Here is a 20,733-nt window from a genome sequence, read left to right on the forward strand (position 1 = left end):
CCAGTTTACGACGAGCGCCGGCGAACACGCCGGAACAGCACCGACCCACCGCTGCTGACACGTTGATCGTAGGCAAACCCAAGTGCCGACAGATGATCGAAACAAGCCTTGATCCCGTGCAATCCGATCTTACGGGTGTGGACCTCAAGATAGACTTTCTGGACATTCACAAGATCGACCCCGTCGAACAGAAACTTCTCGCCCCCTTCGATATCGACGATCAGCACGTTGGCTTCAAAGTCCCGCAGAATTTCTGACAGAGGACGTTCCGGCACGCTGACCTCTCTGACATAGTCAGGATCAGGGTCCAGAGATGAGGACCAGAACGGTTCACGTATGTAAAATCGGGCGGTTCCGGGAACCCGTGTATCGCCGAGAGCAACCGCGTTCACCACCTCGACATTCGCAATGTCATTTGCCTTGTGGACACGGCCGATGAATTCACACAGCGTCGGGTTCGCCTCGATGCACTTTGCGTGGCGTACACCAAGTTGTGTCACCAGATAGGATGAGATGAAGCCGATCCCAGCGCCCAGCTCTACCACGCGATCCTTCGCGTCGATGAATTTCGGCAGACCGGTCACTTCGTCTTTTTCGTAACGCTCGGCCAGGATTGAACGCTTGACCTTAGGCGTAATGATCTGCGGATCATCGGGGATCGTAACCCCGCGCAGCGATAGATTGTTCTGCATGTTGTGGCCTGCCCGTTCTTGCTGCCCAGTCGTCTCATTCTCATCCAGTTGGATCAACTACTAACCTACGGCTACGGACAAAACAGCGGAATTATTGCAGCCACATGCGAAATTCGCCTTTCTGGCCTTTCTGCAAACCCCCGAAAATGACCGCAGGTCTTGCGGGACGGACGGGCGGACGATAGGTCCAAAGAAACAAGACCGGAGGCCACATGACGCGCACACCCGAAGAGATCAGCCAACACCTGCTGGATGCCGCCCGAAAGGCCGGGGCCGAGGCTGCGGATGCCATCGTGCTGGACGGGTCTTCGGTCTCGGTAGAGGTACGCTCTGGCGCGCTTGAGGCCGCCGAGCGGTCCGAGGGCACCGATCTGGGGCTGCGAGTGTTTCTGGGCCAAAGACAGGCCATCGTCTCTAGTTCCGACAGCCGGTCCGAAACTCTGACAGCCATGGCCGAACGCGCCGTCGCTATGGCCCGCGACGCCCCCGAAGACCCGTTTACCGGCCTGGCGAATGAGGCTCAGTTGATCCGGGATTGGGACATTCAGGCATTGGAACTGTGCGATCCAGCGCCGGAGCCCACTGCTGAAGATCTTCTGAATGATGCGCTGGCGGCGGAATCTGCGGCGCTGGCGGTTGAAGGCGTCTCACAGGTTTCGGACGCCGCGGCCGCCTATGGTACCCATCGGGTGCATCTGGCAGCCACAAACGGCTTTTCCGGCGGGTATGAGCGCAGCAGCCGGTCAACCTCCTGCGTAGCGATCTCGGGCCAAGGTACCGGAATGGAGCGCGATTATGACGGCGACAGCCGCACATTCCAAAGCGATTTGCGCAACCCGGACCAGATTGGTCGGACCGCAGGCGAACGTGCTGTTGCGCAGGTTGGCGCGCGCAAGCCTGCAACAGGCGTCTATCCGGTTCTGTTCGATGAACGGATTTCATCTTCGTTGATCGGGCATCTTCTGGGCGCCAGCAACGGTATCTCCATCGCGCGCGGCTCGTCCTGGTTGTCGGATTGTCTTGGACAACAGGTTCTGCCGGAACATCTTTCGCTGATCGAAGACCCACATCGCCGGCGCATGTCCGGGTCGCGCCCCTTTGATGCCGAAGGCCTGCCCACACAACGCCGGGCGATCATCGAAAACGGTGTATTGACGGGCTGGACATTGGACCTGTCCAGCGCACGCAAGCTCAAGATGGCCTCGACAGGAAATGCTACGCGGGGCGTGTCTGGGCCTCCGTCCCCAAGCAACTGGAACCTCAGCTTGACTCAGGGCGAGCGCAGCCGTGCAGAGCTGCTGCGCGATATGGGTACTGGATTGTTGGTCACGTCGATGATCGGATCGACCATCAACCCCAATACCGGGGATTATTCCCGTGGTGCCTCGGGGTTTTGGATCGAGAATGGCGAGATTACCCACCCGGTCAACGAATGCACCATCGCCGGGAACCTGCGCGATATGCTGCTGCGGATCATTCCGGCCAATGACGCCCGCCCCTATTTGTCGCGCGTGGTTCCATCGCTGCTGATCGAGGGAATGACACTTGCCGGCAACTGACCTGCCCCTGCTGATTGAAGCCGCGCGCGAGTCCGGAAAGATCGCAACCCGGTATTCCGGGTCAAAAGCACAACGCTGGGACAAGCCCGATGGCGCAGGCCCGGTGACCGAGGCTGATCTGGCCGTGAACGCGATGCTCGAACAGCGTTTGCCCTCTGCCCGACCGGGTTACGGATGGCTCAGCGAAGAGACCGAAGACACCCAGCACCGCCTGTCCCGGGACCGGGTTTTTATCATTGACCCGATCGACGGCACCCGTAGCTTCACCGAAGGTTCCTCGACCTGGGCGCATTCTCTGGCTGTGGCGGAACACGGTCAGGTGACGGCGGCGGTCATTTACCTGCCCTTGCGTGACCTGTTGTATGCGGCGGCCAAGGGCCAAGGGGCCACACTAAACGGCGCGCCGATTGTCGTATCGGACACCCAAGACATCACGACGGCCGAGATCCTGGCCGCGAAACCCAATCTGGACAGCCGGCACTGGTGTCAGGGCCGGGTTCCTCAATTCCGTCGAAACTATCGCCCGTCGCTTGCCTATCGGTTGGCATTGGTCGGGCAGGGTCGCTTTGACGGAATGTTGACACTGCGCCCCAGCTGGGAATGGGACATCGCGGCAGGGGATTTGATCGTCCAAGAGGCAGGTGGCATATGTACGGACCGGCTTGGCGCCCCACTGCGCCTTAACAACCCACATCCGCGCCTGAATGGTGTCATCGCGGCAAACCCGCCATTGCACCGGCAACTGGCGGATCAGATTGACCCAGACAGTGCGGGCATTGCGCCATGAGCAAACCGCGATCCCTTAGTCTGGCGGCCTATCGCGTGCTTTCGTGGGGCGTACCCGGCAACGGGGACCAACCCTATGTGCCCCGACCATCAGGAGATCTGATCTGGATTCACATTGCCAATCCGGGTCGCCTTCACGCGATGATGGATTTCTGCCACAGACTGCTGCAGTCGCGCCTGGGCCTGTCGGTTGTCCTGTCGGCCCCACCCGAAGCGGACCTGAGTCAGTGGGACTGCGCGAAATACATACTTGTGAACCTACCTTCGGAACAAACCGGCGCCGCGCGGGTGTTTCTGGACCATTGGCGCCCGAATATTGGCATTTGGGTTGGCGGCGGGCTGATGCCCAATGTGATTACCCGTGCCCACGAGCGCGAAGTGCCGTTGATCCTGATCGAAGCTGAAATCGACCTGAACACCGCGCGTGGGACCCGGTGGCTGCCCGATATCAGCCGGTACACTCTCGATTGCTTTCAACGAATTCTGGCTACCAGCAACGAAACGGCCCGGCAGATCCGCAAACTGGGAATCGCCTTCACCAAGGTCAGCGAGGCGCCTCCTCTGCTGATAAGTCCGAACCCTTCTCCGTGGCCCGAAGACGAACTGATCGAAACCAATCACGCCTTTTCAAGCAGACCCATATGGCTTGCGGCCTGGGTGAAGGATAAAGAGTTCATCTCGGTCCTCAGCGCCCACCGTCAGGCCATGCGGATGCTGCCCCGGTTGACCTTAATCCTGCATGTCGCCGACATACAGGAAGCCGCCCCACTGCATCGGCGGCTCGAAGCCATGGACTTGCGCTGCATCAACTGGGACGATGGCGGCATGATTGAAGATACCACACAGGTCGTCTTGTCCTCGGACCCAGAGGATTTGGGCTTGTGGTACCGTGTTTCGGCAGTGTCCTTTATCGGCAACTCGCTCGAACGGGGCGACGGGGGACAGGATCCGTTTGGTGCGACCGCCCTGGGATCGGCTGTCATACATGGCCCACATGTTGACCAGCATCAGACAGCCTACGATCAGCTGGACCAGGCAGGCGCCGCTTTGACGGTCAGAACCGCAACCGAACTTGGGGATGCCGTGGTAGAGTTACTTGCGCCTGACCGCGCGGCGGATATGGCTTTGGCAGGCTGGCAGATCGTGACCGACGGCGCGCCGCAATCAGATCAGCTGATCGAACTGGTACAGGACTATCTGGACGAACGGAGCACCGACGATGCGGGCACCTGACTTTTGGAACACCGCTCCGGATCAGTTGGACCTCAGGGCCCGGCTGCTGTCCCCATTGGGACGGGTTTATGCGGCGGCGACAGCCCGCAGGCTGGCCTCGGAAACAGGTTTCAACGCAGGCGTCCCCGTTATCTGCATTGGAAACCTGAATGCAGGCGGGACCGGCAAAACACCAACCGTGATCTGGATGATCGAACAGCTGCGGGACGCGTGGCATCAGACCCATGTTGTCACCCGAGGCCACGGCGGCGCACTGACAGGACCTGTGCGCGTCGATCCTGGCAAACATACGGCGGCAGAAGTCGGGGATGAACCGCTGCTGCTGGCCGCATTTGCGGATGTCTGGGTGGCCAAGGACCGCGCCGAGGGCGCAAAAGCCGCAGCCCAGGCCGGGGCAACCGTAATCCTGTTGGATGACGGGTTTCAGAACCCCTCGGTCGCCAAGGATTTCTCGGTCATCGTGGTGGATGCCGAGCGGGGGTTCGGCAACGGATTGTGCCTGCCTGCGGGTCCACTGCGGGAACCGGTCGATGTGGGGCAGCAACGGGCCGATCTGGTGCTGTCGCTGGGCGGTACAGACGCGCAGACACAGTTCGCCGCCCGCTGGGGGGGAAATCTGACGGTTCCACATGCGACCGGTGCGGTCGAACCGCTGCAGACAGGAATGGATTGGACGGACACGCCGGTTCTCGCCTTTGCCGGTATCGGCCATCCGGAGAAGTTCTTTGCCACCCTGCGCCAACAGGGCGCCAAATTGCTGCGGGCCGAAGCGCTGGACGATCACCAGCCCCTGACACCGGCCCTGATGACACGGCTAGAGAATGAAGCGCACCTGCTCGGCGCTCAGATGGTCACGACGGAAAAAGATGCGGTCCGCCTGCCAGCCGCCTTTCGCAGCAAAGTCATCACCCTGCCCGTCCGGCTGAATATGGACGAGGGCGACCGGGTCAAACAGTTGCTACTGCAGGTCGCGCCTTCGCCCTGAAGGCGGCCGGCCCTGACAGGCCGGTCGTGTTTGGATTTAGCTGCCCAGTTCGGCGTCGATCAGCTTTTTGAATTCTTCGTAAGACTGATTGTCGACCTTCTTGCCGTTCACAATAAAGGATGGGGTTGCTCTGATGTCGTCGCGCTCGGCGTTTTCCTGATACCAGGCCACCAGCGTCTGCGCACGCGTTCCGTCCTGCAGGCAGGCATCAAGCTGGTCGTTGCTGATTCCGGCCAAACGTCCGATCTTGCGCAGCTCGTCCACGATTTCCGCAGGTCCTCCGGCGCGAGTCCATTTGGACTGATCCTTGTAGATCAGATCAGAAATGCCGAAGAACTTCTCGGGGCCGCCGCAGCGCGCGACCATCGAGGCCCAAAGTCCGTATTTGTCAAAATACACCTCACGGTAGGTGAATTTGACCTTGCCGGTGTCGATATAGTTCTTCTTCAGCTCTTTATACGTCCCCTGATGGAAGGTCGCGCAATGAGGGCAGGTGTAGGACGCATATTCGACGATCTCGACCGGCGCATCCGCCGAGCCCTGAACCATTTCGATGATGGTCGAGGTATCCAGATCGGTCTGTTGTGCCTCGGCGCTGCCAACCAGCGGGTTGGACGGAGTAGAATTCGACTGCGTCAGCCAATAGCCGCCTGCGGCTATGGCGATGGCGGCGCAGATTCCGGTTGCAATACGGCTCATGAATCAGCCCTTTCTCGGCATTTTTGCTTGGATAAAACGTTACGGCCCAGACGTTCAAGGGCTGCGCGCAGATCGCCATCATGGACACCCTGCGCGGCCCGGTCTGCCTCGGCTATGATTTCTGGTTTGATTGTGGGTTTCGCCTGTTTCGGCTTGTGGTCGAAACTGGCCTGCCCCTCGGCAAATCCTGTCGGAGCTGTCTGGGTGATGCGCACCCGGCTGATGGCATTATAGCCATAAACCGCATTCACCTTGCCGCGCAGCTGTTCCTTTTGCATCTCAAGCATCGGCGCCTGCGGACCGGTGGTCAGCACCGTCAGCGTGGCCCCCATACCGCCCTTGCCATAGCCCACTTTCACCGGCCGCGCGATCGAGGCCACATCCTGCCCCACGATCTCGGCCCAATGGGTCAATAGACGAGAGACGGCGAATCCCCGGCTTTCCCCGGCGCGCCTGATCTGGCCGTTCAGCAATGTCGCAGTACGTTTAAAGCCGCGTGTCGAAGAACGTCTGGGCTGCATCTGGTTTCCAACTCCTGTCTCTCTATTGTAAAGGGCAGAACACCGGGCGCCAGCGAAACCCGACAAGGAGATATGTAAAACTTGCGTGACACCCACGAAATTGACTTCAGCGATGAGTTGCTGGCCTGGTACGACCGCAATGCCCGTGAAATGCCATGGCGCATTAGTCCTGCCGATAGGTCTTCCGGAATGCGTCCTGACCCCTATCGGGTTTGGCTGTCTGAAGTCATGCTACAGCAGACAACTGTGGCAGCGGTGCGCGACTATTTCCTGCGGTTCACATCTCGGTGGCCGACAGTTGAATCACTGGCCGCAGCGCCTGACGAGCAGGTCATGGGGGAATGGGCCGGTCTGGGATATTATGCCCGCGCCCGCAATCTGCTGAAATGCGCGCGCGTTGTGGTTGAAAGCCATGATGGCTGTTTTCCCGACTCACACGATGAGCTGCTGAACCTGCCGGGCATAGGCCCGTATACAGCCGCCGCGATTGCAGCCATTGCCTTTGATCGTCCGGAAACCGTGTTGGACGGCAATGTCGAACGTGTCATGGCCCGCCTATACGACATTCACGATCCGCTGCCGGGGTCAAAACCACAACTCAAGCAACGGGCAGCTGCATTGACCCCAGCGGTGCGTCCGGGCGACTATGCACAGGCCGTGATGGATCTGGGTGCGACTGTCTGCACCCCAAGATCCCCGGCATGCGGGATATGTCCAATGCGCACGCGTTGCCGCTCCCACGCTGCGGGTACCCAGGCCGATCTGCCCCGCAAAACACCGAAAAAGCCAAAACCCACACGTTATGGCCATGTCTACATCACCCAGACAGCGGACGGGGCGATGTTGCTTGAACGCCGCCCAGACAAAGGGCTTTTGGGCGGTATGCTGGGATGGCCGGGATCCGAATGGTCCGATGCGCCGTCTGACACCGCGCCGTTTGCGGCGGACTGGCGGGTTCTACCGGGCGAAGTGCGCCACACGTTCACGCATTTCCACCTGATCCTGCAGGTTTGGGCAACCTCTTTACCGCCCGGTGCGGCACCGGAGGACATGATCTTGCTTGATAAACATGCCTTTCGGCCCAGCGATCTGCCGACGGTCATGCGCAAGGCATTTGACCTCTGGCGCAACCAGTAACACATTATGCTGAAACACGATCTACGGATAGTCTGTCCCGCGTCGACCGGAGCTTTTGATGATCGCATCTGAAACATTGACTCGCTGGCAATCCACCCTTCCATTCTGGGTCTCGTTTTTGCTGATTCCATTGATTTGGGCCACGGCCTTTGTGGGTGGCTGGTGGGTCTTGCTGGTGCCGCTTTCAACATGGTGGATATTTGCCGCGCTGGATCAGCTCACCGGGCTCGACCTCGAAAATGCGGACCCAGATACGCCGGACAGCATGTTGCGCTGGTATATCCTGCTGACCAAAGCCTGGGTTCCGGTACAGTTCCTGACCCTTTACGGGCTGCTTTGGTATGTGACGCACAGCTCTCACCTGTCTTCGCCAGAAAAGATCGGCCTGTTCTTTGGCATGGGTGTGATCTCGGGGACGATTGGAATCAACTACAGCCACGAACTGATGCACCAGAAGGGCCGACTGGAGCGCGGGCTTGGCGACATCCTGCTGGCCATGGTCTTGTACTCGCACTTCCGGTCCGAACATTTGCTGGTTCACCACCGCTATGTCGGAACCCCGCGCGATCCGGTAACAGCACGATACAACGAAGGCTTTCATCGCTTCTATCCGCGCGTTCTGTGGCAATGTCTGGCCTCCGCCTTTCATGCAGAGCGCGAGAAACTGGCGCGCAAGAACCAACCCTGGACTGACCGCGCAAACCCGTTCTGGCGGTATTGGATGTTACAGTGTGGTATGCTGACCCTGGCAGGTTTGATTGGAGGATGGTCCGGCCTTGTCCTGTTCCTGATTCAGGCCGGCGTCGCCATCTGGCAGCTTGAACTGGTGAACTATGTCGAACATTACGGGCTGACCCGAAAATATCTGGGCCAGGGGAAATACGAACACGTCCTGCCCTGTCATTCGTGGAACGCGTCGCAAAAAGCGTCGAACTGGCTGCTGATCAATCTACAGCGCCACTCGGACCATCACTACAAACCCAACCGTCGATTTCCACTGCTTCAACATCACGATCAGAACACCGCACCACAACTGCCCTACGGATACCCAGTGATGACGATCGCCGCGATGATCCCACCGCTCTGGCGGCGTGTCATGAACCCCCGTGTGCGGGATTGGCGGCGCCGGTACTACCCCGAAGTCACAGACTGGCAACCCTACAACAAGTCACAAAACCCGATGCCAGGGTCCTGACCGCAGCGCGCCTCGGCGCGCTGCCCGGCCCAACGACTGGCCCTGCGTCTTTGATGCATGGTCCATCGGCCAGAGAGCCCTGAGCTACATCACCCAGATATCCATCGGATATTCGACACCGCGCACAGGGTGGCCCTTGTTTTCGGTAAATTCGGCTGTCAGTTCGGAGGCACTGCTCCCTTCCTGCTCAAGCTGCAGGCGCACCGCATCACTCAGCACGATCCGGGCCTGCAGCTCGCGGGTCATTGCCTCAAGTTTCGCAGCGACATTTACCGCATCACCGATCACAGCAAATTCCAGACGGTTGGCACCAATATCCCCCAGAACAACCGAGCCATAATGGACACCGATGCCAACATGAATCTCGGGCTCTCCGGCACGTCTACGTTCTATGTTCCACCGGTCAATCACAGTCACCATGCCGCGCGCGCAGGATACCGCGTTGGTCGCATCCAACGGTGTCGTCACCGGGGTCCCGAAAGTTGCCATAAGACCATCGCCTAAGTACTTGTCCAATGTCCCATGATGGCGGAACACTTCGGCCTCCATCCTGGCGTGAAATCCACGCAGCACCTCGATCACGTCATAAGGATCACGACCCGCCGCATATTTGGTGAACCCCACAATATCGATGAAGAGCACTGCGACATTCTCTTTTCGCACCTGTTTGAGCGGATCATCATTTTGGCTCAGTTCCTCCACCACATTTGGTGAGAAATATCGCGACAGGTTCGCTCGTTCCCGTTCCAACCCAGCATTGGTCATCAGCAAATGATTGAGCCGCCGCATCGACACGCCCAGCGTCACCGCCACCATCAAGAACACAATCACTTGCTGGATTCGGATCGAAGATCTGAAACTATTTGGATCCAACATCTCGGCTACATCCGGATACCCCTGCAAGGCCTCGGCCACTTTCTCACTTATGCCGGGAATCGGAAACGCAACCCACCAGGCGATCACCCATCCGGTAGTCCAGATTATTGCAGTCCATGTGCCTATGGCAATCACCGTGCGCCAGGAATAGGCCATGGTTCCTGCTGCAAGAATGACGAAGAAATACTGAAAGTTGTCAAACCGGAATTGCATTGCCAATGGGCGCACATCATCGCTGAACGGGTTGGGAATGATCATTCCCAAAGTCATAATCAAAAGGTCAACAAAGATAAGCAGCAACTCTGTCCGAGATTGACCCACACGGCCTGCCCGTCGGATCATCCAACCATTTGCGCAAATCAGCAAAAGGATGAAATGATACCAAAGGACCTCCCAATGCGGGTTCAGGAAGATCAACAAAAGGCCAGTCAGACCCATTGCGATCCAGCGGGCCCGGACAGCAAGCTCCAGCCCCTCGCGCTTGTGCCGTTCCAGCGCAGCTTCGGTGTATTTATTCTCGATTTCTACTTCGTTCGGACGGGTGAAAAAGAACCACCTAGCCCGAGGTTCGCTGGCTGCTGTGTCCGACATTGCGAAAGCTCCTACACTGCGCCGATTGCTTCAATAGGCTCATATCGGAACTCATCAGGGAAAGAAACAAAAGACCCCGCCGTTGATCGGCGGGGCAAGGCTTAGTGCCTTGTGTCAGGCCACAGGCACCGGCGGTATTGGTCTATCAGTTGTGCATCTCGGACCGGATCTGCTGACGCAAGACGTCGATCGGCACGGTTTTGCCGTCGCGCTTGAAGCACCAGTAGGTCCAGCCGTTGCAGGAGGGCGCATTCTCGAGATGGGCGCCAACCTGATGGATCGAACCCTTGATATTTTGCCCCACCAGTGTCCCATCGGCGCGGACCTTGGCCTTGTGACGCTGGTTCATGGAATAGAGTTCCTCGCCCGGGCGTAGCATGCCGCGTTCGACCAACTGGCCAAAGGGCACGCGTGGCTCGGCGCGTTTGCTGGCGCTGACCTCCAGCGCCTCGCGGTCGAATTTACGCACTTTCGCGATGCGCTTTTCGGCCACTTTGCGATAACTTTCTTCGCGCTCAATCCCGATGAATTGGCGACCCAGCATCTTGGCCACGGCCCCTGTAGTCCCGGTGCCAAAGAACGGGTCCAGAATAACGTCACCCGGATTGGTTGATCCAACCAGCACGCGGTGCAGCAATGATTCCGGTTTCTGCGTCGGATGCGCCTTGTCGCCGTTTTCATCCTTGAGCCGTTCATGGCCAGTGCAGATCGGCAGCACCCAGTCGCTGCGCATCTGGACGCCTTCGTTCAACGCTTTCAGTGCCTCATAGTTGAAGGTGTATTTCGCCCCTTCACGCTTGGAGGCCCAGATCATTGTCTCATGCGCATTTGTGAACCGCTTGCCACGGAAATTCGGCATCGGGTTCGATTTACGCCAAACTACATCGTTGAGGATCCAATACCCAGCATCCTGCAACGCAGACCCAACACGGAAAATGTTGTGATACGATCCAATCACCCAGATCGCGCCATTGGGCTTCAGCAGGCGATGGGCCGCCTTCAGCCATTCCCGCGTGAACTGGTCGTAGACGCCAAAGCTGGAAAACTGGTCCCAGTGATCATCGACTGCATCCACTTGGCTGTTATCGGGGCGGTGCAGTTGCCCTTTCAACTGCAGATTATATGGGGGATCGGCAAAAATCAGGTCAACCGAAGCCTCGGGCAGACTGTTCATCACTTCGATGCAGTCCCCGGATAGGATCGTGTTTACAGGGAGCGCTGTCGCGCCCTTTTTGGTAGTCGTTGTCATATCGCTGCCTCAAGTTCCACGGCGCTTATGCGCTCATTTGGTTGAGACAAGGATGAGTCAAAGACGATTCGCCGTCAATTTCTTTTTTGAATCAGCGGCTTACGATTTACTCTTGATACAACATATTGTGGACGGGCTTGAACGAAACTCTATGGTGAGGGGTCACACCAAGATTTCGCAGCGCATCCTTGTGTTGTTTTGACGGATAACCGGCATTTGTCTCCCAGCCGTATCCCGGATGCTGTTGCGCCAAATCCACCATCAGTTGATCGCGCCAGTTTTTGGCAAGGATCGAAGCTGCGGCGATCGACACGGAATGGGCATCGCCTTTGACCACTGCCTGCGCCGGAATGGCCAGTCCGCGCGGAATCATATTTCCGTCGATCAACAGATAATCCGGGGGGGGGTCCAGCGCCGCCACCGCGCGCTCCATCGCCAGATGCGATGCACGCAAGATGTTGTGCTCATCAATTTCGGCCACCGAAGCCTCGGCCACCGCGAATTCGGCGCAGCCACGCAGGGCAGTATCCAATGCGGCCCGGCGCTTGGCCGACAATTTCTTTGAATCATTCAATCCTTCGGGCATGACCGCAGGATTCAGGATCACCGCAGCAGCCACAACAGGACCGGCCAGCGGCCCCCGCCCAACCTCATCGACGCCGGCAATCCGCAGATATCCCTGCGCAAGCGCGGCTTTTTCAATCTCATAATCCGGTGTGGTCATGTTTTGGGAAAATCCTGTTTTCCCCCATTGCGCAAGAAAAAAGAGAGGACAGCAATCGCTGCCCTCTCCGACGTGATGCTTCTAAGGCACCACTCCTGCTCGAACCGTATTACTTGTAAACGACGCGGTATCCCTGTTGGCGCAGGCAGGCGGGTTCATAGGCCCGCTTGACTTTATTGCCATTCCAGAAACCGACCTTGCACTTTTTGGGCAGGCTATTGGCGTATTTGTAGTGCTTATCCAGGCAGCGCGTCCCCAGAAGCGGGCGCTTTTTGCCATAGCCCTTGAAGGTTTCCAGGCACCTTTGCGGCAGACTATAGCGCGCAACGCGCTCGGGCAAGGGACGGATATGGTTCGGCCGATGCCTGGGGGTCCTCTGGATGTGCTGTTTGGGGGCCTGATACACGTGGTTGTAGTTGCGGGTAACCTTTTTGCTGTCACCTTGCTTGTCAAAATGATGGATGGCAGCGCCAATCAAGGCAATCGCCGCCAGCCCGCCAAGAATATCTTCTGCATCAGCGGCACGGGCCTGGGATGCAGAAACGCCGGTAATTGCGACTGCAGAGGCAATGATCAGAGCGATGAATTTCTTATGCATGGTGCTGTCCTTTCGGGTACTCGGTGGACGTGATGACAGTCCGTAAATTCGATGACCCGACATTGGGGATGTCCCCTTCAGACAAGCAATAACGCCGTTTTGTTATCTGATATCAGACCGCGAAACCCCTTTGCGTTATTGAATATCAACCAAAGCCATGCGCAGGATGCGGCCTATGAAACAGATCCTCTCTTCTCTGGCCATCGGGGCCCTGATATCGCTTGGTTCCATGGCGTCAGCAGCGGACTGCTATGCCGATTACAAGGCCAAGCAGGACAATCCGTTGCGCCTGCATTATGGCGTCATGCAGGTTTCGTCCTGCGGCAAAGGAAAAGCCAAAAAAGAGGTCGCGCAACGGCTGCGCGGCTCGGGCTGGACCCTGCTGAACGTCATGTCCGTTTTTGGACCGGAAGGGTTGGATAAAAGGAAGGCCAATGCCGGAAAATTCTATCTCCGTTACTGAGGCACGGCGCTCGGGCGTCAGGTTGGTTGGCGCGGGCATCACGGTAATCGTTGTCATACTTGTGGCCTCTGCCGCCTTTCTGTTCTGGACATTGCCAGATGCAAACGCGTTCAATGCCCGCGTCGAACAACTGTTCGTCGAGAGTGATCTGACCTCGCAGACCGAGATTCGCCTACTCGAGATTCTGGCCCAGTCCGGCACTGCCTTTGCCGATACATTGTCCAGTTACCGCATGGTTATCTTTGTTTTGCTGGTTTTCGCCACTGCAATGCTGATTGCTGCGCTGGTGTTTCTGGTCATGCTGGTGCTGTTGAACCGACGCATGGCACAGATTGAGCGCACTGGGATTCAGGTCACTTCACTTTTGATCAGCCGGGAAGAGAATACCGTCTATCTCAATAACATGGATTTCAAACTGACAGCGTCGGCGATGGAAACCCTGTCAGTTCTTGCCGAATCCCGGTTGGATGACGAGGTTCTATCCGGCATTCAGATCGAGGCGATGATTTCCGGCAAAAGCACAGCTGATTGTGACGAGGCTGCTGGCGCGACGCGGATCAAGCGCCTGCGCGATGCTTTGGGCAATCAGATGGTCAGCGAGTTGCTGGTCAAGAACATTGCTAAAAAAGGCTATATGTTGTCGATCGAAAAAGACGTCATTCAGATGATTTGATATTGGGAAAATCCTGCTCTGCCCCTTGGAAAACACGGATCAAACGCCCATCCTATAAAGACCCGTGCCGGGGAGGATGATTATGAACGTTCACGTGACTCCAAATATCAAAGGCTATGGGATCTCGGTCGAACCACTTGTCGGCCGTATCGCAATCTACCGGGATGAGATCCTTCTGGCTGAAAGCTTTGATGCCAAGGTAATGTACGAAACTCGGTTGCCGCCGATGATCTACATCCCCCGTCAGGATGTACATGTCGATCTCAGCGATGAGACCGAACTTCAGACATTCTGCCCGTTCAAAGGCACCGCCACTTACCACGATGTCGTTCTGGCGGATCAACGATTGGCCAACTCCGTCTGGGCTTACGAGAACGCCCTGCCCGAAAGCGCCGCGATCCAGGGCCATATCGGCTTTATGCCCACCGCATATACGCGGATTGAGCTGGGTGAAAACAACCTGCGCAACCCGGAAGACGGCAATATCAGCGGGCCGCTGATTGATTGGCTGATGCGGGGGGCCAGTGATCTAAGCACGCCCGAAGCATTCACCAAAGCGCTGGCCGAGAAGATGCTGGAACATGGAATTGCCATTCAGCGCCTCAGTATCCTTGCCTGGTCCCTACATCCGTTGATCGCGGGCAAACACTATATTTGGGAAAAGGATGAGGCCGAGATTTCGACCAATGTGCCCACCTATGAAATCCACGACCACCCCGCCTATATCAACAGCCCTCTGCGCCACGTGTCCAACGGTATGGGCGGCGTGCGCCAAAGGCTGAATGACGAGAACCCTCAGCACAGCTTTCCAATCATGGAAGACCTGCGCGCCAAAGGGGCGACTGACTATGTCGCGATGCCCCTGCCATTTTCAGACGGGCGCACCAATGTCTTGACTCTGACTTGCGATCACCCCGACGGGTTCACAACGGCCAATCTTGGGCTGGTGTTCGAATGCTCCTCGGTGATTGCCCGGTTCTACGAAGTCTTCATGCAGCGCGAAAACGCCCAGGTATTGCTGGAAACCTATGTCGGAAAGCGGACCGGCGCGCGTGTCCTGGGCGGAGAAATCCGTCGTGGCGACGGGGATGAGATTGATGCAGCCATCATGTTCTGCGACTTGCGCAATTCTACCCTGTTAGAAGAAAAGCTGGGCCGCGCCGCCTATATCAATCTGCTGAATGACTTCTTTGAAACGGTCTCGGACATCGTCGACGAAAACGGTGGTGAAGTTCTGAAATTCATCGGGGACGCTGTTCTTGCTGTATTCCCGGCAGGCGAAGATTCTGCTTTAGCCCGCGAAAACGCGCAGCGATCAGCAGTTGGAATCGTTGAAAGGTTAGGAGAGCTGCGCAAGTCTGGGTCCGACATGCATTGCGATTGTTCGATTGGCGTCGCCTATGGGCGCGTAACCTACGGCAATATCGGGTCGCGCGAACGGTTGGACTTCACCGTGATCGGACAAGCTGCGAACGTCGCCGCACGGCTTGGGGAATACAGCAAGATCGTGAATCACAGGATCGTTGTTACCAAAGACATCGTGCCGGCCTGTACAGACGCTTTGCCACTTGGAGAGGTCAAGCTGCACAACGTGTCACAACCCGTGTGCTCATACGCGCTCAAAACCTCGGCGGACGCGATTCTGAACGGATAGTCGCGCGAAGTTGCGTTTGATACTCACGCATCTTGCGATAGGGACAGCATTACCCGCCCAGCAGAAGCAACGCGGTTTGGGCCGGGGAAATTGTGCTTTGAAGCTGCGTGATCTGACTGCGCGCAAGGTATCTGTCGGTCAAATCCCCGATCGCCTCTTCATCCGCGAACTGCGCTAAATCGTCAGATCCAGTCAGGTTCGACAACCTATCCTTGAACACCTCAAGCTGCTTGTCGATGTCCAACTGACCAAAGCTTGAAGGCAGCCCAAGCGCCGTCTCCATCATCTTTCGCAACGGCGGAAGGCCCATCAAGTCGAACCATTTCGTGTCACCACTGCTGTCTTGCGATGCCAACTCAGCCAGCGCATGTTGTGCATACAGGGATATGCGCATTGACTCGTCCTGTTCACCCACGGCGACCTCAAAGCGTGAGGTCACGTTGTCCCGGGCAATATCCTCCATAAATGTCGAAAGAATGGTTCTTCGAATTTCGCCAGGGCCCAGTCCAAATGCCTCAGAGAATTCACGGTATCTTTTATCAGATAGGCGATTGGACAATGCATCATCTGCGCTTGTTCCATCTGACAGGATTTTCTGGATGAAATAGCGGTTGTCGATGTCGCTCTCCAGACCAAATGCGCCCAAGGCAACCTGTAGCAGCCGGCGGTCAGAAACCAGATCTTCAGCCGTCTGAACCTTGCCGATGTTTTCCCGGAAATACGTCGCCTCACGCTCATTGACCGTCGAAGAGGAAAAGCTGTTCAACTGGCCTTCGTAGGTGCGCTGAAGGAACCGCCAGCCAACAATGCCACCTGAGGGTATGACCGGCTGAAAGGTCATTGCTGGTAAGCCATGAGGCGCTCTTCTCGCGGTAGCAAAGCACGCAGGGATTTGAGGCATTTGTAATATTGCTCGGCCAACAAGGCTTCGGTTGCCTCGGCCAAAACTCTGCGGCTGTCCGCATCCGTAAACACTTGGCTCAACTCTTCCACCCGACGTAGCAGTTGTTGGCGGGCGCTTTCAGCTTCCATGTCTCCAGACAGAACCAGTTGCGTCGCATAGCACACTCTGCGAACGGGTGTGTTCACCTCGTCAGGATGTATCGCATCGCGCAAACGCAGGACATTTGCCTGTGGTGTCATGATTGAAAACCGACTTCTACGATCGCCGTTTTCCACAACTACACCATTAATCAGCACCCGTTCTTTTGGGGCAAGCTTCAATACCAAACCCGCCATCAGTTCGCACCCATTTGCCGAAGGCCTTTGAGAACGGCCATGTTTATTTCCAGAAGGGGCTCTACCGAAGCCTTATTGCTGAGTATCTGGCTGCTGTGCTGTTCGGTGAACTCAGCTAGATAGAAAATCCGGGCGCGAAGGTCATTCGGCAAGGCGTTATCGGAATCGGCTACCCCGTTTGCCAACACAGACCAAAGCCTCCGGTTTTCATGCAAAGCCTGAACAAACGCTCCAAAGTCGGTTTTGTGCCGCGCGGCCGCAGCCTTCAACCGATGCGTGATCTTGGAAATCGCCTCATATTCCGTATCACGCGGTGTGCGCGTCGGAGCAGCGGTCTGCGCATAGGCGCGTTGTGCAAGAGTTTGCGGTGTCACTTGAAATCCTTCCAAAAGGCCGTCTTACGGCGGTCAAAGCCGGGGCGCGTTTCCACGCCCCGGCCAGGGTCCTGAACTTAGCGGAACAGCGACAGGATCGACTGCGGCGCCTGGTTGGCAATCGACAACGACTGCGTTGCCAGTTGCTGCTGTACCTGCAGGGCCTGCAGACGGGCCGAGGTTTCTTCCATATCGGCGTCAACCAGCGCTCCGATGCCGGACTTGAACGAGTCAGAAAGATTCGAGATGAATTCTTTCTGCGTTTCGATCCGGCCCTGAGACGAACCAAACGCCGCAGATGCATCAATGGACGTGTCGATCAAGGTTTCGATAGTGCCCAGCGCCGCCTGAGCACCAGCATCTGTCGAAACATCAATCGAAGCCAACGCCCCCAGGCCACCTGCATTGGCATTGGTGAACTGCGCCGAGACAGTAACGTCCCGATCAGCGTCGGCGCCAGCCGTCGCAGCACCGGTTACAAATGTCAAAGTGCCCGGGTTGGCCGAGTCATAGTCGATTGCGACACCCGTGATCCCCAGGGAATCGATCTGATTTTTCAGGCCAACAGCAACAATGGCATCCGTGTAAGCGGCGTCATATGTTCCAGATGGGTCCAGATCAGCAGCTTGCACCGTGTAGGACGCAACCTTGTCACCAATAGTGATCGAGATCTTGTCACCAGCAGCAAAGTTGTCCGTTGAACTGTCCACCACGATATCGCCGGTTCCACCAGCTTTGTCCATCGTGAAGCCCGCGGCGTCATTGTCGGTTGTGACGTTGTCCGAGCCGGCCAGAACACCTTTGCTGGCATACCCACCTGTGGACAGGTTCTGCGAGGCCACCGAAATCGAAGATGCGGTTACGTTGCCACTGGAGTCACGATCCAGAGACGACAGGATCGAGGCTGTACCCGCCGAACCGTCAACCAGGTTAAGCCCGTTAAACTGCGCCGCTCCAACCACCGATGCGATCTGATCTTTAAGAGCAGTCACGTCGTCATTGATTTTGCCGCGGTCAACGTTGTCTTCCTGTGCCGCAACGATCTTCTCTTTCATCTGGGACAGCAGGTCAGTGACTGTCTCGGACGCATTCCGGGCCACCGCAACGGTCGATTCACCCAGTGCCAAACTGTCTTTGATGGCGTTGAACCCCTTAACGTCCGACTCCATGACTTTGGAAATCGCCCAGACGGCTGAATTGTCCTTGGCTGTGGCGACGTCCTTACCAGTTGAAATCGCGTTCTGGGTCTGCGCCAGGTTCTTGTTGACCGATTTCAGGGTTTGCAGCGCAACCATGGCGCCATTGTTGGTCAGAATGCTGGACATAGCTTTCTTCCTTTTCCGTTCGGGCTTTTTCGCCCTTGCTTACCCCGCAACATGTGCGGGCTTTGACGTCTTTCTGATCACTGCGACCCGCCGACGGGCTGTTCGCGCCACCTGAGTTTTCCAGATGCAGGATCACCTTTGGCGCCGATCTCCTAACGGAGTGCTAAGACTCGAAAATCCGAAAGTTCAGATTTGATTCAATCCTCGCGCTAGGCCCGCTTTTCCAGCTTTGCGTGACTGCGAACGGCAAAATCGCTGCGTTGCCCATCCGCTCCATAAGTACTGAATTCCTGACGCACTCGGCGCAGTTCAGCCATGCGCCCGGCAACCGCCCGAATCCCTTCGGCCGCGCTGTTCAGCAGAGCCTGATTCCGGTCGACTTTCTTTTGAACCCCGATCAGTTCATCACTATCAATCACCTCAAGATCATTGATCGCACCGATCAGCTTTTCCTTTTCCGGGGCCATGTGATTCAACCGATCCAGATCCCCGGTCACCAAGGCGTTGCGTTCAAGGTCCAGAACTTCTTCAAGAGATTTGATCAGGTCATGTTCAGACTTGTTAGGCATTGGTATTCTCCATCATGGACTGAAACAGGATTTCGGACAGGCCAACACCGCCGGACCTGGCAAGCTGCAGTGCCTGCTGCTGAACAAGAAACGATGAAAACTGGTCTTCACCCGCACCGCCGCCGAACGAATCTCGGGATTCGCCCAGACCTGCGGACTTGAGCATTTCAGACAGGAACGCCGCCTCAAGCTCTACCGCAGCATCTTTCAGCTTTTGCTCAACAGACAAGGGCTGCGGCGCCGCTGGAATACCAGATAGCTTCATAGCTTTCTCCAAAAATTGCATCGAACTTTCTGGATCAAAGATGAAAGCGGTTAAAATAAACGTAACTTCCTGCGGGCAAATTCCTGGTTACGCAAACCGGAGCCGGAGCAAAATGCCCAACCCTCTTATATTGTCCACATCCTCGACCGCCAGCGCCGCAAAATCTGAAACTGCCGCCAAGGGACACCCAATCTCGGAAGGGGCTGACACCTTTGCTGAGGTAATGGAGCAGGAATTGCAGCGTTCCGAAGGTGACAGCTTGAATGAGGACGTGCCCGAACTGACCATTAATGCCGAGGTGCAGGTTGAAGAGGATGTGGTCGAAGAAGACTCTGTTGATCTTGCGACCAGCCTGTCGGGAAAACCTGTAACTGACCCGCCCACCCGCGCGCCGGCGCAGGACGAAGAGATGGCACCTGAGGAAACGCCGGCATCGCTGCCCGAACCTGACAAGGCCGTAATACTCGCAGCGCCAAACAATGCGACCCCCGATCCTCGGGGTGATGCGCTTGGAAACGCGGCGCAACGCGCCCGATCTGAGGTTCCGGCTTTGTTGCAGGCGAAAACCGCTCAGCAAGACCCGGAACACAATCTGACGCAAACCGCTATTGCAAAGGGCTATCGGACCAAGGCGTCGATACCCTCGGATTCTGCGTCCGAAAAACCCGAAGTGCCAGAACCAAAGCTGGTTTCGCGAGATACACCCGATGCGGCTCGGGCTCCCAAAGCCACCGGTTCACCGCCGACAACGCAATCCGTTCCGACATTTGTTCAAATACAACTGATGGCGTCTGCCAAGGTGCAGGACGTTGATTTGGTATCAGACCCGGATGCCGAGGGGATTCTGCCCGCGCGCGAAAGCCAGCCATTTTCAACGGCACGAGATACGTCAGCAAGCCATCAGCACTTTTTAACCTCAGCACGGGCAGAAACGGCGCGGGCAATCGCGGGGCAAATGGCCGCTGCGATACATGCAAGACCACAATCCGGCACGATTGAACTGACCTTGAATCCGGAAGAGCTGGGCAAGATCTCAATCGTCATGAATGGCCGGGATGACGGGTTGCAGATGACGATCGCAGCCGAACGGCCGGAAACTCTGGAAATGATGAGGCGACATCTTTCGGTTCTTGAGGCTGAGTTCAAAAACCTCGGGCTTGGCGATCTGTCTTTCAATCTGGGTGGTTCGTCAGACGGCCAGTCCGAAAGCGCGGATAGACACGCGGAGTCCGGTCTGAATACAACCCAGACCGAAATGGATCAGGCCAGCGAGCCGGTCTTAACCCGGATCGGCCATAGTGGCCGCGTTGATATGAGGCTTTGAGC

The 20,733-nt window shown here is 57.0% G+C and carries 23 protein-coding genes; 10 read left to right on the forward strand and 13 right to left on the reverse strand.

The window, feature by feature from the left end; all coding sequences use genetic code 11:
* Window positions 1-5: 5 nt before the first annotated feature.
* A complete protein-coding gene (locus AC2FH2_RS12110) occupies window positions 6-692 on the reverse strand; it encodes an FkbM family methyltransferase (RefSeq protein WP_496823714.1) in 687 nt (228 codons plus the stop codon).
* A gap of 212 nt (window positions 693-904) precedes the next feature.
* On the opposite strand from AC2FH2_RS12110, the gene AC2FH2_RS12115 reads away from it, so the two are divergent.
* Genes AC2FH2_RS12115 through lpxK form a run of 4 tightly spaced genes read left to right on the forward strand, consistent with a single transcriptional unit; the run spans window position 905 to window position 5,255 of the window.
* Window positions 905-2,251 (forward strand): TldD/PmbA family protein, encoded by a 1,347-nt coding sequence (locus tag AC2FH2_RS12115; protein WP_496823717.1) that lies wholly within the window; start codon window positions 905-907, stop codon window positions 2,249-2,251.
* The gene (locus AC2FH2_RS12120; protein WP_142637123.1) at window positions 2,238-3,038 is read left to right on the forward strand and encodes an inositol monophosphatase family protein; all 801 of its coding nucleotides are present in this window, start codon (window positions 2,238-2,240) and stop codon (window positions 3,036-3,038) included. Before AC2FH2_RS12115 ends, AC2FH2_RS12120 begins: the two co-directional genes overlap by 14 nt.
* The gene (locus AC2FH2_RS12125) at window positions 3,035-4,270 is read left to right on the forward strand and encodes a 3-deoxy-D-manno-octulosonic acid transferase (protein WP_496694174.1); all 1,236 of its coding nucleotides are present in this window, start codon (window positions 3,035-3,037) and stop codon (window positions 4,268-4,270) included. Before AC2FH2_RS12120 ends, AC2FH2_RS12125 begins: the two co-directional genes overlap by 4 nt.
* Window positions 4,257-5,255 (forward strand): tetraacyldisaccharide 4'-kinase, encoded by a 999-nt coding sequence (lpxK, locus tag AC2FH2_RS12130; protein ID WP_496694175.1) that lies wholly within the window; start codon window positions 4,257-4,259, stop codon window positions 5,253-5,255. Before AC2FH2_RS12125 ends, lpxK begins: the two co-directional genes overlap by 14 nt.
* A gap of 36 nt (window positions 5,256-5,291) precedes the next feature.
* Here lpxK and AC2FH2_RS12135 read toward each other — a convergent pair whose 3' ends face one another.
* The gene (locus AC2FH2_RS12135; protein ID WP_271949636.1) at window positions 5,292-5,954 is read right to left on the reverse strand and encodes a DsbA family protein; all 663 of its coding nucleotides are present in this window, start codon (window positions 5,952-5,954) and stop codon (window positions 5,292-5,294) included.
* Complete coding sequence (locus AC2FH2_RS12140) at window positions 5,951-6,475, reverse strand: DUF721 domain-containing protein (protein ID WP_496823720.1); 525 nt, start codon at window positions 6,473-6,475, stop codon at window positions 5,951-5,953. Before AC2FH2_RS12140 ends, AC2FH2_RS12135 begins: the two co-directional genes overlap by 4 nt.
* Before the next feature lie 81 nt (window positions 6,476-6,556).
* Here AC2FH2_RS12140 and mutY point away from each other — a divergent pair, with 81 nt between their 5' ends.
* The gene (gene mutY, locus AC2FH2_RS12145) at window positions 6,557-7,612 is read left to right on the forward strand and encodes an A/G-specific adenine glycosylase (RefSeq protein WP_271949633.1); all 1,056 of its coding nucleotides are present in this window, start codon (window positions 6,557-6,559) and stop codon (window positions 7,610-7,612) included.
* Between the two features lie 58 nt (window positions 7,613-7,670).
* A complete protein-coding gene (locus AC2FH2_RS12150) occupies window positions 7,671-8,807 on the forward strand; it encodes an alkane 1-monooxygenase (RefSeq protein WP_496677844.1) in 1,137 nt (378 codons plus the stop codon).
* Between the two features lie 84 nt (window positions 8,808-8,891).
* Here the strand turns inward: AC2FH2_RS12150 and AC2FH2_RS12155 are convergent, their stop codons facing one another.
* The 4 genes from AC2FH2_RS12155 to AC2FH2_RS12170 all read right to left on the reverse strand — a co-directional run bounded on the left by AC2FH2_RS12155 (window position 8,892) and on the right by AC2FH2_RS12170 (window position 12,845).
* Window positions 8,892-10,274, reverse strand: a complete 1,383-nt coding sequence (locus AC2FH2_RS12155; RefSeq protein WP_496823722.1) for an adenylate/guanylate cyclase domain-containing protein — start codon at window positions 10,272-10,274, stop codon at window positions 8,892-8,894.
* A 145-nt stretch (window positions 10,275-10,419) separates the two neighbouring features.
* Window positions 10,420-11,523, reverse strand: coding sequence for a site-specific DNA-methyltransferase (locus AC2FH2_RS12160; protein ID WP_496823724.1), 1,104 nt, complete (start codon window positions 11,521-11,523; stop codon window positions 10,420-10,422).
* 106 nt (window positions 11,524-11,629) lie between these two features.
* The gene (gene rnhB / locus AC2FH2_RS12165; protein ID WP_496823726.1) at window positions 11,630-12,247 is read right to left on the reverse strand and encodes a ribonuclease HII; all 618 of its coding nucleotides are present in this window, start codon (window positions 12,245-12,247) and stop codon (window positions 11,630-11,632) included.
* 109 nt (window positions 12,248-12,356) lie between these two features.
* Window positions 12,357-12,845 carry a hypothetical protein gene (locus AC2FH2_RS12170; RefSeq protein WP_142637143.1) on the reverse strand — a complete coding sequence of 163 codons (489 nt, stop codon included), beginning with the start codon at window positions 12,843-12,845 and terminating at the stop codon, window positions 12,357-12,359.
* A 175-nt stretch (window positions 12,846-13,020) separates the two neighbouring features.
* On the opposite strand from AC2FH2_RS12170, the gene AC2FH2_RS12175 reads away from it, so the two are divergent.
* The 3 genes from AC2FH2_RS12175 to AC2FH2_RS12185 all read left to right on the forward strand — a co-directional run bounded on the left by AC2FH2_RS12175 (window position 13,021) and on the right by AC2FH2_RS12185 (window position 15,635).
* On the forward strand, window positions 13,021-13,308 hold the full coding sequence (locus AC2FH2_RS12175; protein WP_142637145.1) for a hypothetical protein: 288 nt from the start codon (window positions 13,021-13,023) through the stop codon (window positions 13,306-13,308).
* Entirely contained in the window at window positions 13,280-13,981 is a 702-nt protein-coding gene (locus AC2FH2_RS12180; protein WP_496823728.1) for a winged helix-turn-helix domain-containing protein, read from the forward strand. The genes AC2FH2_RS12175 and AC2FH2_RS12180 overlap by 29 nt, the downstream gene beginning before the upstream one ends.
* Before the next feature lie 82 nt (window positions 13,982-14,063).
* Window positions 14,064-15,635, forward strand: coding sequence for a DUF427 domain-containing protein (locus AC2FH2_RS12185; RefSeq protein ID WP_496750806.1), 1,572 nt, complete (start codon window positions 14,064-14,066; stop codon window positions 15,633-15,635).
* Between the two features lie 49 nt (window positions 15,636-15,684).
* On the opposite strand, the gene AC2FH2_RS12190 is transcribed toward AC2FH2_RS12185, so the two are convergent.
* The 6 genes from AC2FH2_RS12190 to AC2FH2_RS12215 form a co-directional block, all read right to left on the reverse strand.
* The gene (locus AC2FH2_RS12190) at window positions 15,685-16,476 is read right to left on the reverse strand and encodes a DUF1217 domain-containing protein (RefSeq protein WP_496823730.1); all 792 of its coding nucleotides are present in this window, start codon (window positions 16,474-16,476) and stop codon (window positions 15,685-15,687) included.
* Window positions 16,473-16,874, reverse strand: a complete 402-nt coding sequence (flbT, locus tag AC2FH2_RS12195; protein WP_271949613.1) for a flagellar biosynthesis repressor FlbT — start codon at window positions 16,872-16,874, stop codon at window positions 16,473-16,475. Before flbT ends, AC2FH2_RS12190 begins: the two co-directional genes overlap by 4 nt.
* The gene (gene flaF / locus AC2FH2_RS12200) at window positions 16,874-17,248 is read right to left on the reverse strand and encodes a flagellar biosynthesis regulator FlaF (protein WP_271949611.1); all 375 of its coding nucleotides are present in this window, start codon (window positions 17,246-17,248) and stop codon (window positions 16,874-16,876) included. Before flaF ends, flbT begins: the two co-directional genes overlap by 1 nt.
* A 77-nt stretch (window positions 17,249-17,325) precedes the next feature.
* Complete coding sequence (locus AC2FH2_RS12205) at window positions 17,326-18,573, reverse strand: flagellin N-terminal helical domain-containing protein (RefSeq protein ID WP_496692542.1); 1,248 nt, start codon at window positions 18,571-18,573, stop codon at window positions 17,326-17,328.
* A gap of 209 nt (window positions 18,574-18,782) precedes the next feature.
* Window positions 18,783-19,142 (reverse strand): flagellar biosynthesis protein FlgN, encoded by a 360-nt coding sequence (locus AC2FH2_RS12210; protein ID WP_496692543.1) that lies wholly within the window; start codon window positions 19,140-19,142, stop codon window positions 18,783-18,785.
* Window positions 19,135-19,407, reverse strand: coding sequence for a rod-binding protein (locus AC2FH2_RS12215; RefSeq protein ID WP_142637161.1), 273 nt, complete (start codon window positions 19,405-19,407; stop codon window positions 19,135-19,137). Before AC2FH2_RS12215 ends, AC2FH2_RS12210 begins: the two co-directional genes overlap by 8 nt.
* Window positions 19,408-19,519: 112 nt before the next feature.
* On the opposite strand from AC2FH2_RS12215, the gene AC2FH2_RS12220 reads away from it, so the two are divergent.
* Window positions 19,520-20,731: a flagellar hook-length control protein FliK gene (locus tag AC2FH2_RS12220; RefSeq protein WP_496823732.1), complete on the forward strand. Its 1,212-nt coding sequence runs from the start codon at window positions 19,520-19,522 to the stop codon at window positions 20,729-20,731.
* Window positions 20,732-20,733: the final 2 nt, after the last annotated feature.

The organism is Ruegeria sp. YTSA105, from assembly GCF_059610225.1.

Excerpts from the sequence above, each read along its gene's own strand:
- AC2FH2_RS12110 (WP_496823714.1), bottom strand. The coding sequence starts at position 692 with ATGCAGAACAATCTATCGCTGCGCGGGGTTACGATCCCCGATGATCCG.
- AC2FH2_RS12115 (WP_496823717.1), top strand. The coding sequence starts at position 905 with ATGACGCGCACACCCGAAGAGATCAGCCAACACCTGCTGGATGCCGCC.
- AC2FH2_RS12125 (WP_496694174.1), top strand. The coding sequence starts at position 3,035 with ATGAGCAAACCGCGATCCCTTAGTCTGGCGGCCTATCGCGTGCTTTCG.
- lpxK (WP_496694175.1), top strand. The coding sequence starts at position 4,257 with ATGCGGGCACCTGACTTTTGGAACACCGCTCCGGATCAGTTGGACCTC.
- AC2FH2_RS12135 (WP_271949636.1), bottom strand. The coding sequence starts at position 5,954 with ATGAGCCGTATTGCAACCGGAATCTGCGCCGCCATCGCCATAGCCGCA.
- AC2FH2_RS12140 (WP_496823720.1), bottom strand. The coding sequence starts at position 6,475 with ATGCAGCCCAGACGTTCTTCGACACGCGGCTTTAAACGTACTGCGACA.
- AC2FH2_RS12150 (WP_496677844.1), top strand. The coding sequence starts at position 7,671 with ATGATCGCATCTGAAACATTGACTCGCTGGCAATCCACCCTTCCATTC.
- AC2FH2_RS12155 (WP_496823722.1), bottom strand. The coding sequence starts at position 10,274 with ATGTCGGACACAGCAGCCAGCGAACCTCGGGCTAGGTGGTTCTTTTTC.
- AC2FH2_RS12160 (WP_496823724.1), bottom strand. The coding sequence starts at position 11,523 with ATGACAACGACTACCAAAAAGGGCGCGACAGCGCTCCCTGTAAACACG.
- rnhB (WP_496823726.1), bottom strand. The coding sequence starts at position 12,247 with ATGACCACACCGGATTATGAGATTGAAAAAGCCGCGCTTGCGCAGGGA.
- AC2FH2_RS12170 (WP_142637143.1), bottom strand. The coding sequence starts at position 12,845 with ATGCATAAGAAATTCATCGCTCTGATCATTGCCTCTGCAGTCGCAATT.
- AC2FH2_RS12175 (WP_142637145.1), top strand. The coding sequence starts at position 13,021 with ATGAAACAGATCCTCTCTTCTCTGGCCATCGGGGCCCTGATATCGCTT.
- AC2FH2_RS12180 (WP_496823728.1), top strand. The coding sequence starts at position 13,280 with ATGCCGGAAAATTCTATCTCCGTTACTGAGGCACGGCGCTCGGGCGTC.
- AC2FH2_RS12185 (WP_496750806.1), top strand. The coding sequence starts at position 14,064 with ATGAACGTTCACGTGACTCCAAATATCAAAGGCTATGGGATCTCGGTC.
- AC2FH2_RS12190 (WP_496823730.1), bottom strand. The coding sequence starts at position 16,476 with ATGACCTTTCAGCCGGTCATACCCTCAGGTGGCATTGTTGGCTGGCGG.
- flbT (WP_271949613.1), bottom strand. The coding sequence starts at position 16,874 with ATGGCGGGTTTGGTATTGAAGCTTGCCCCAAAAGAACGGGTGCTGATT.
- AC2FH2_RS12205 (WP_496692542.1), bottom strand. The coding sequence starts at position 18,573 with ATGTCCAGCATTCTGACCAACAATGGCGCCATGGTTGCGCTGCAAACC.
- AC2FH2_RS12210 (WP_496692543.1), bottom strand. The coding sequence starts at position 19,142 with ATGCCTAACAAGTCTGAACATGACCTGATCAAATCTCTTGAAGAAGTT.
- AC2FH2_RS12215 (WP_142637161.1), bottom strand. The coding sequence starts at position 19,407 with ATGAAGCTATCTGGTATTCCAGCGGCGCCGCAGCCCTTGTCTGTTGAG.
- AC2FH2_RS12220 (WP_496823732.1), top strand. The coding sequence starts at position 19,520 with ATGCCCAACCCTCTTATATTGTCCACATCCTCGACCGCCAGCGCCGCA.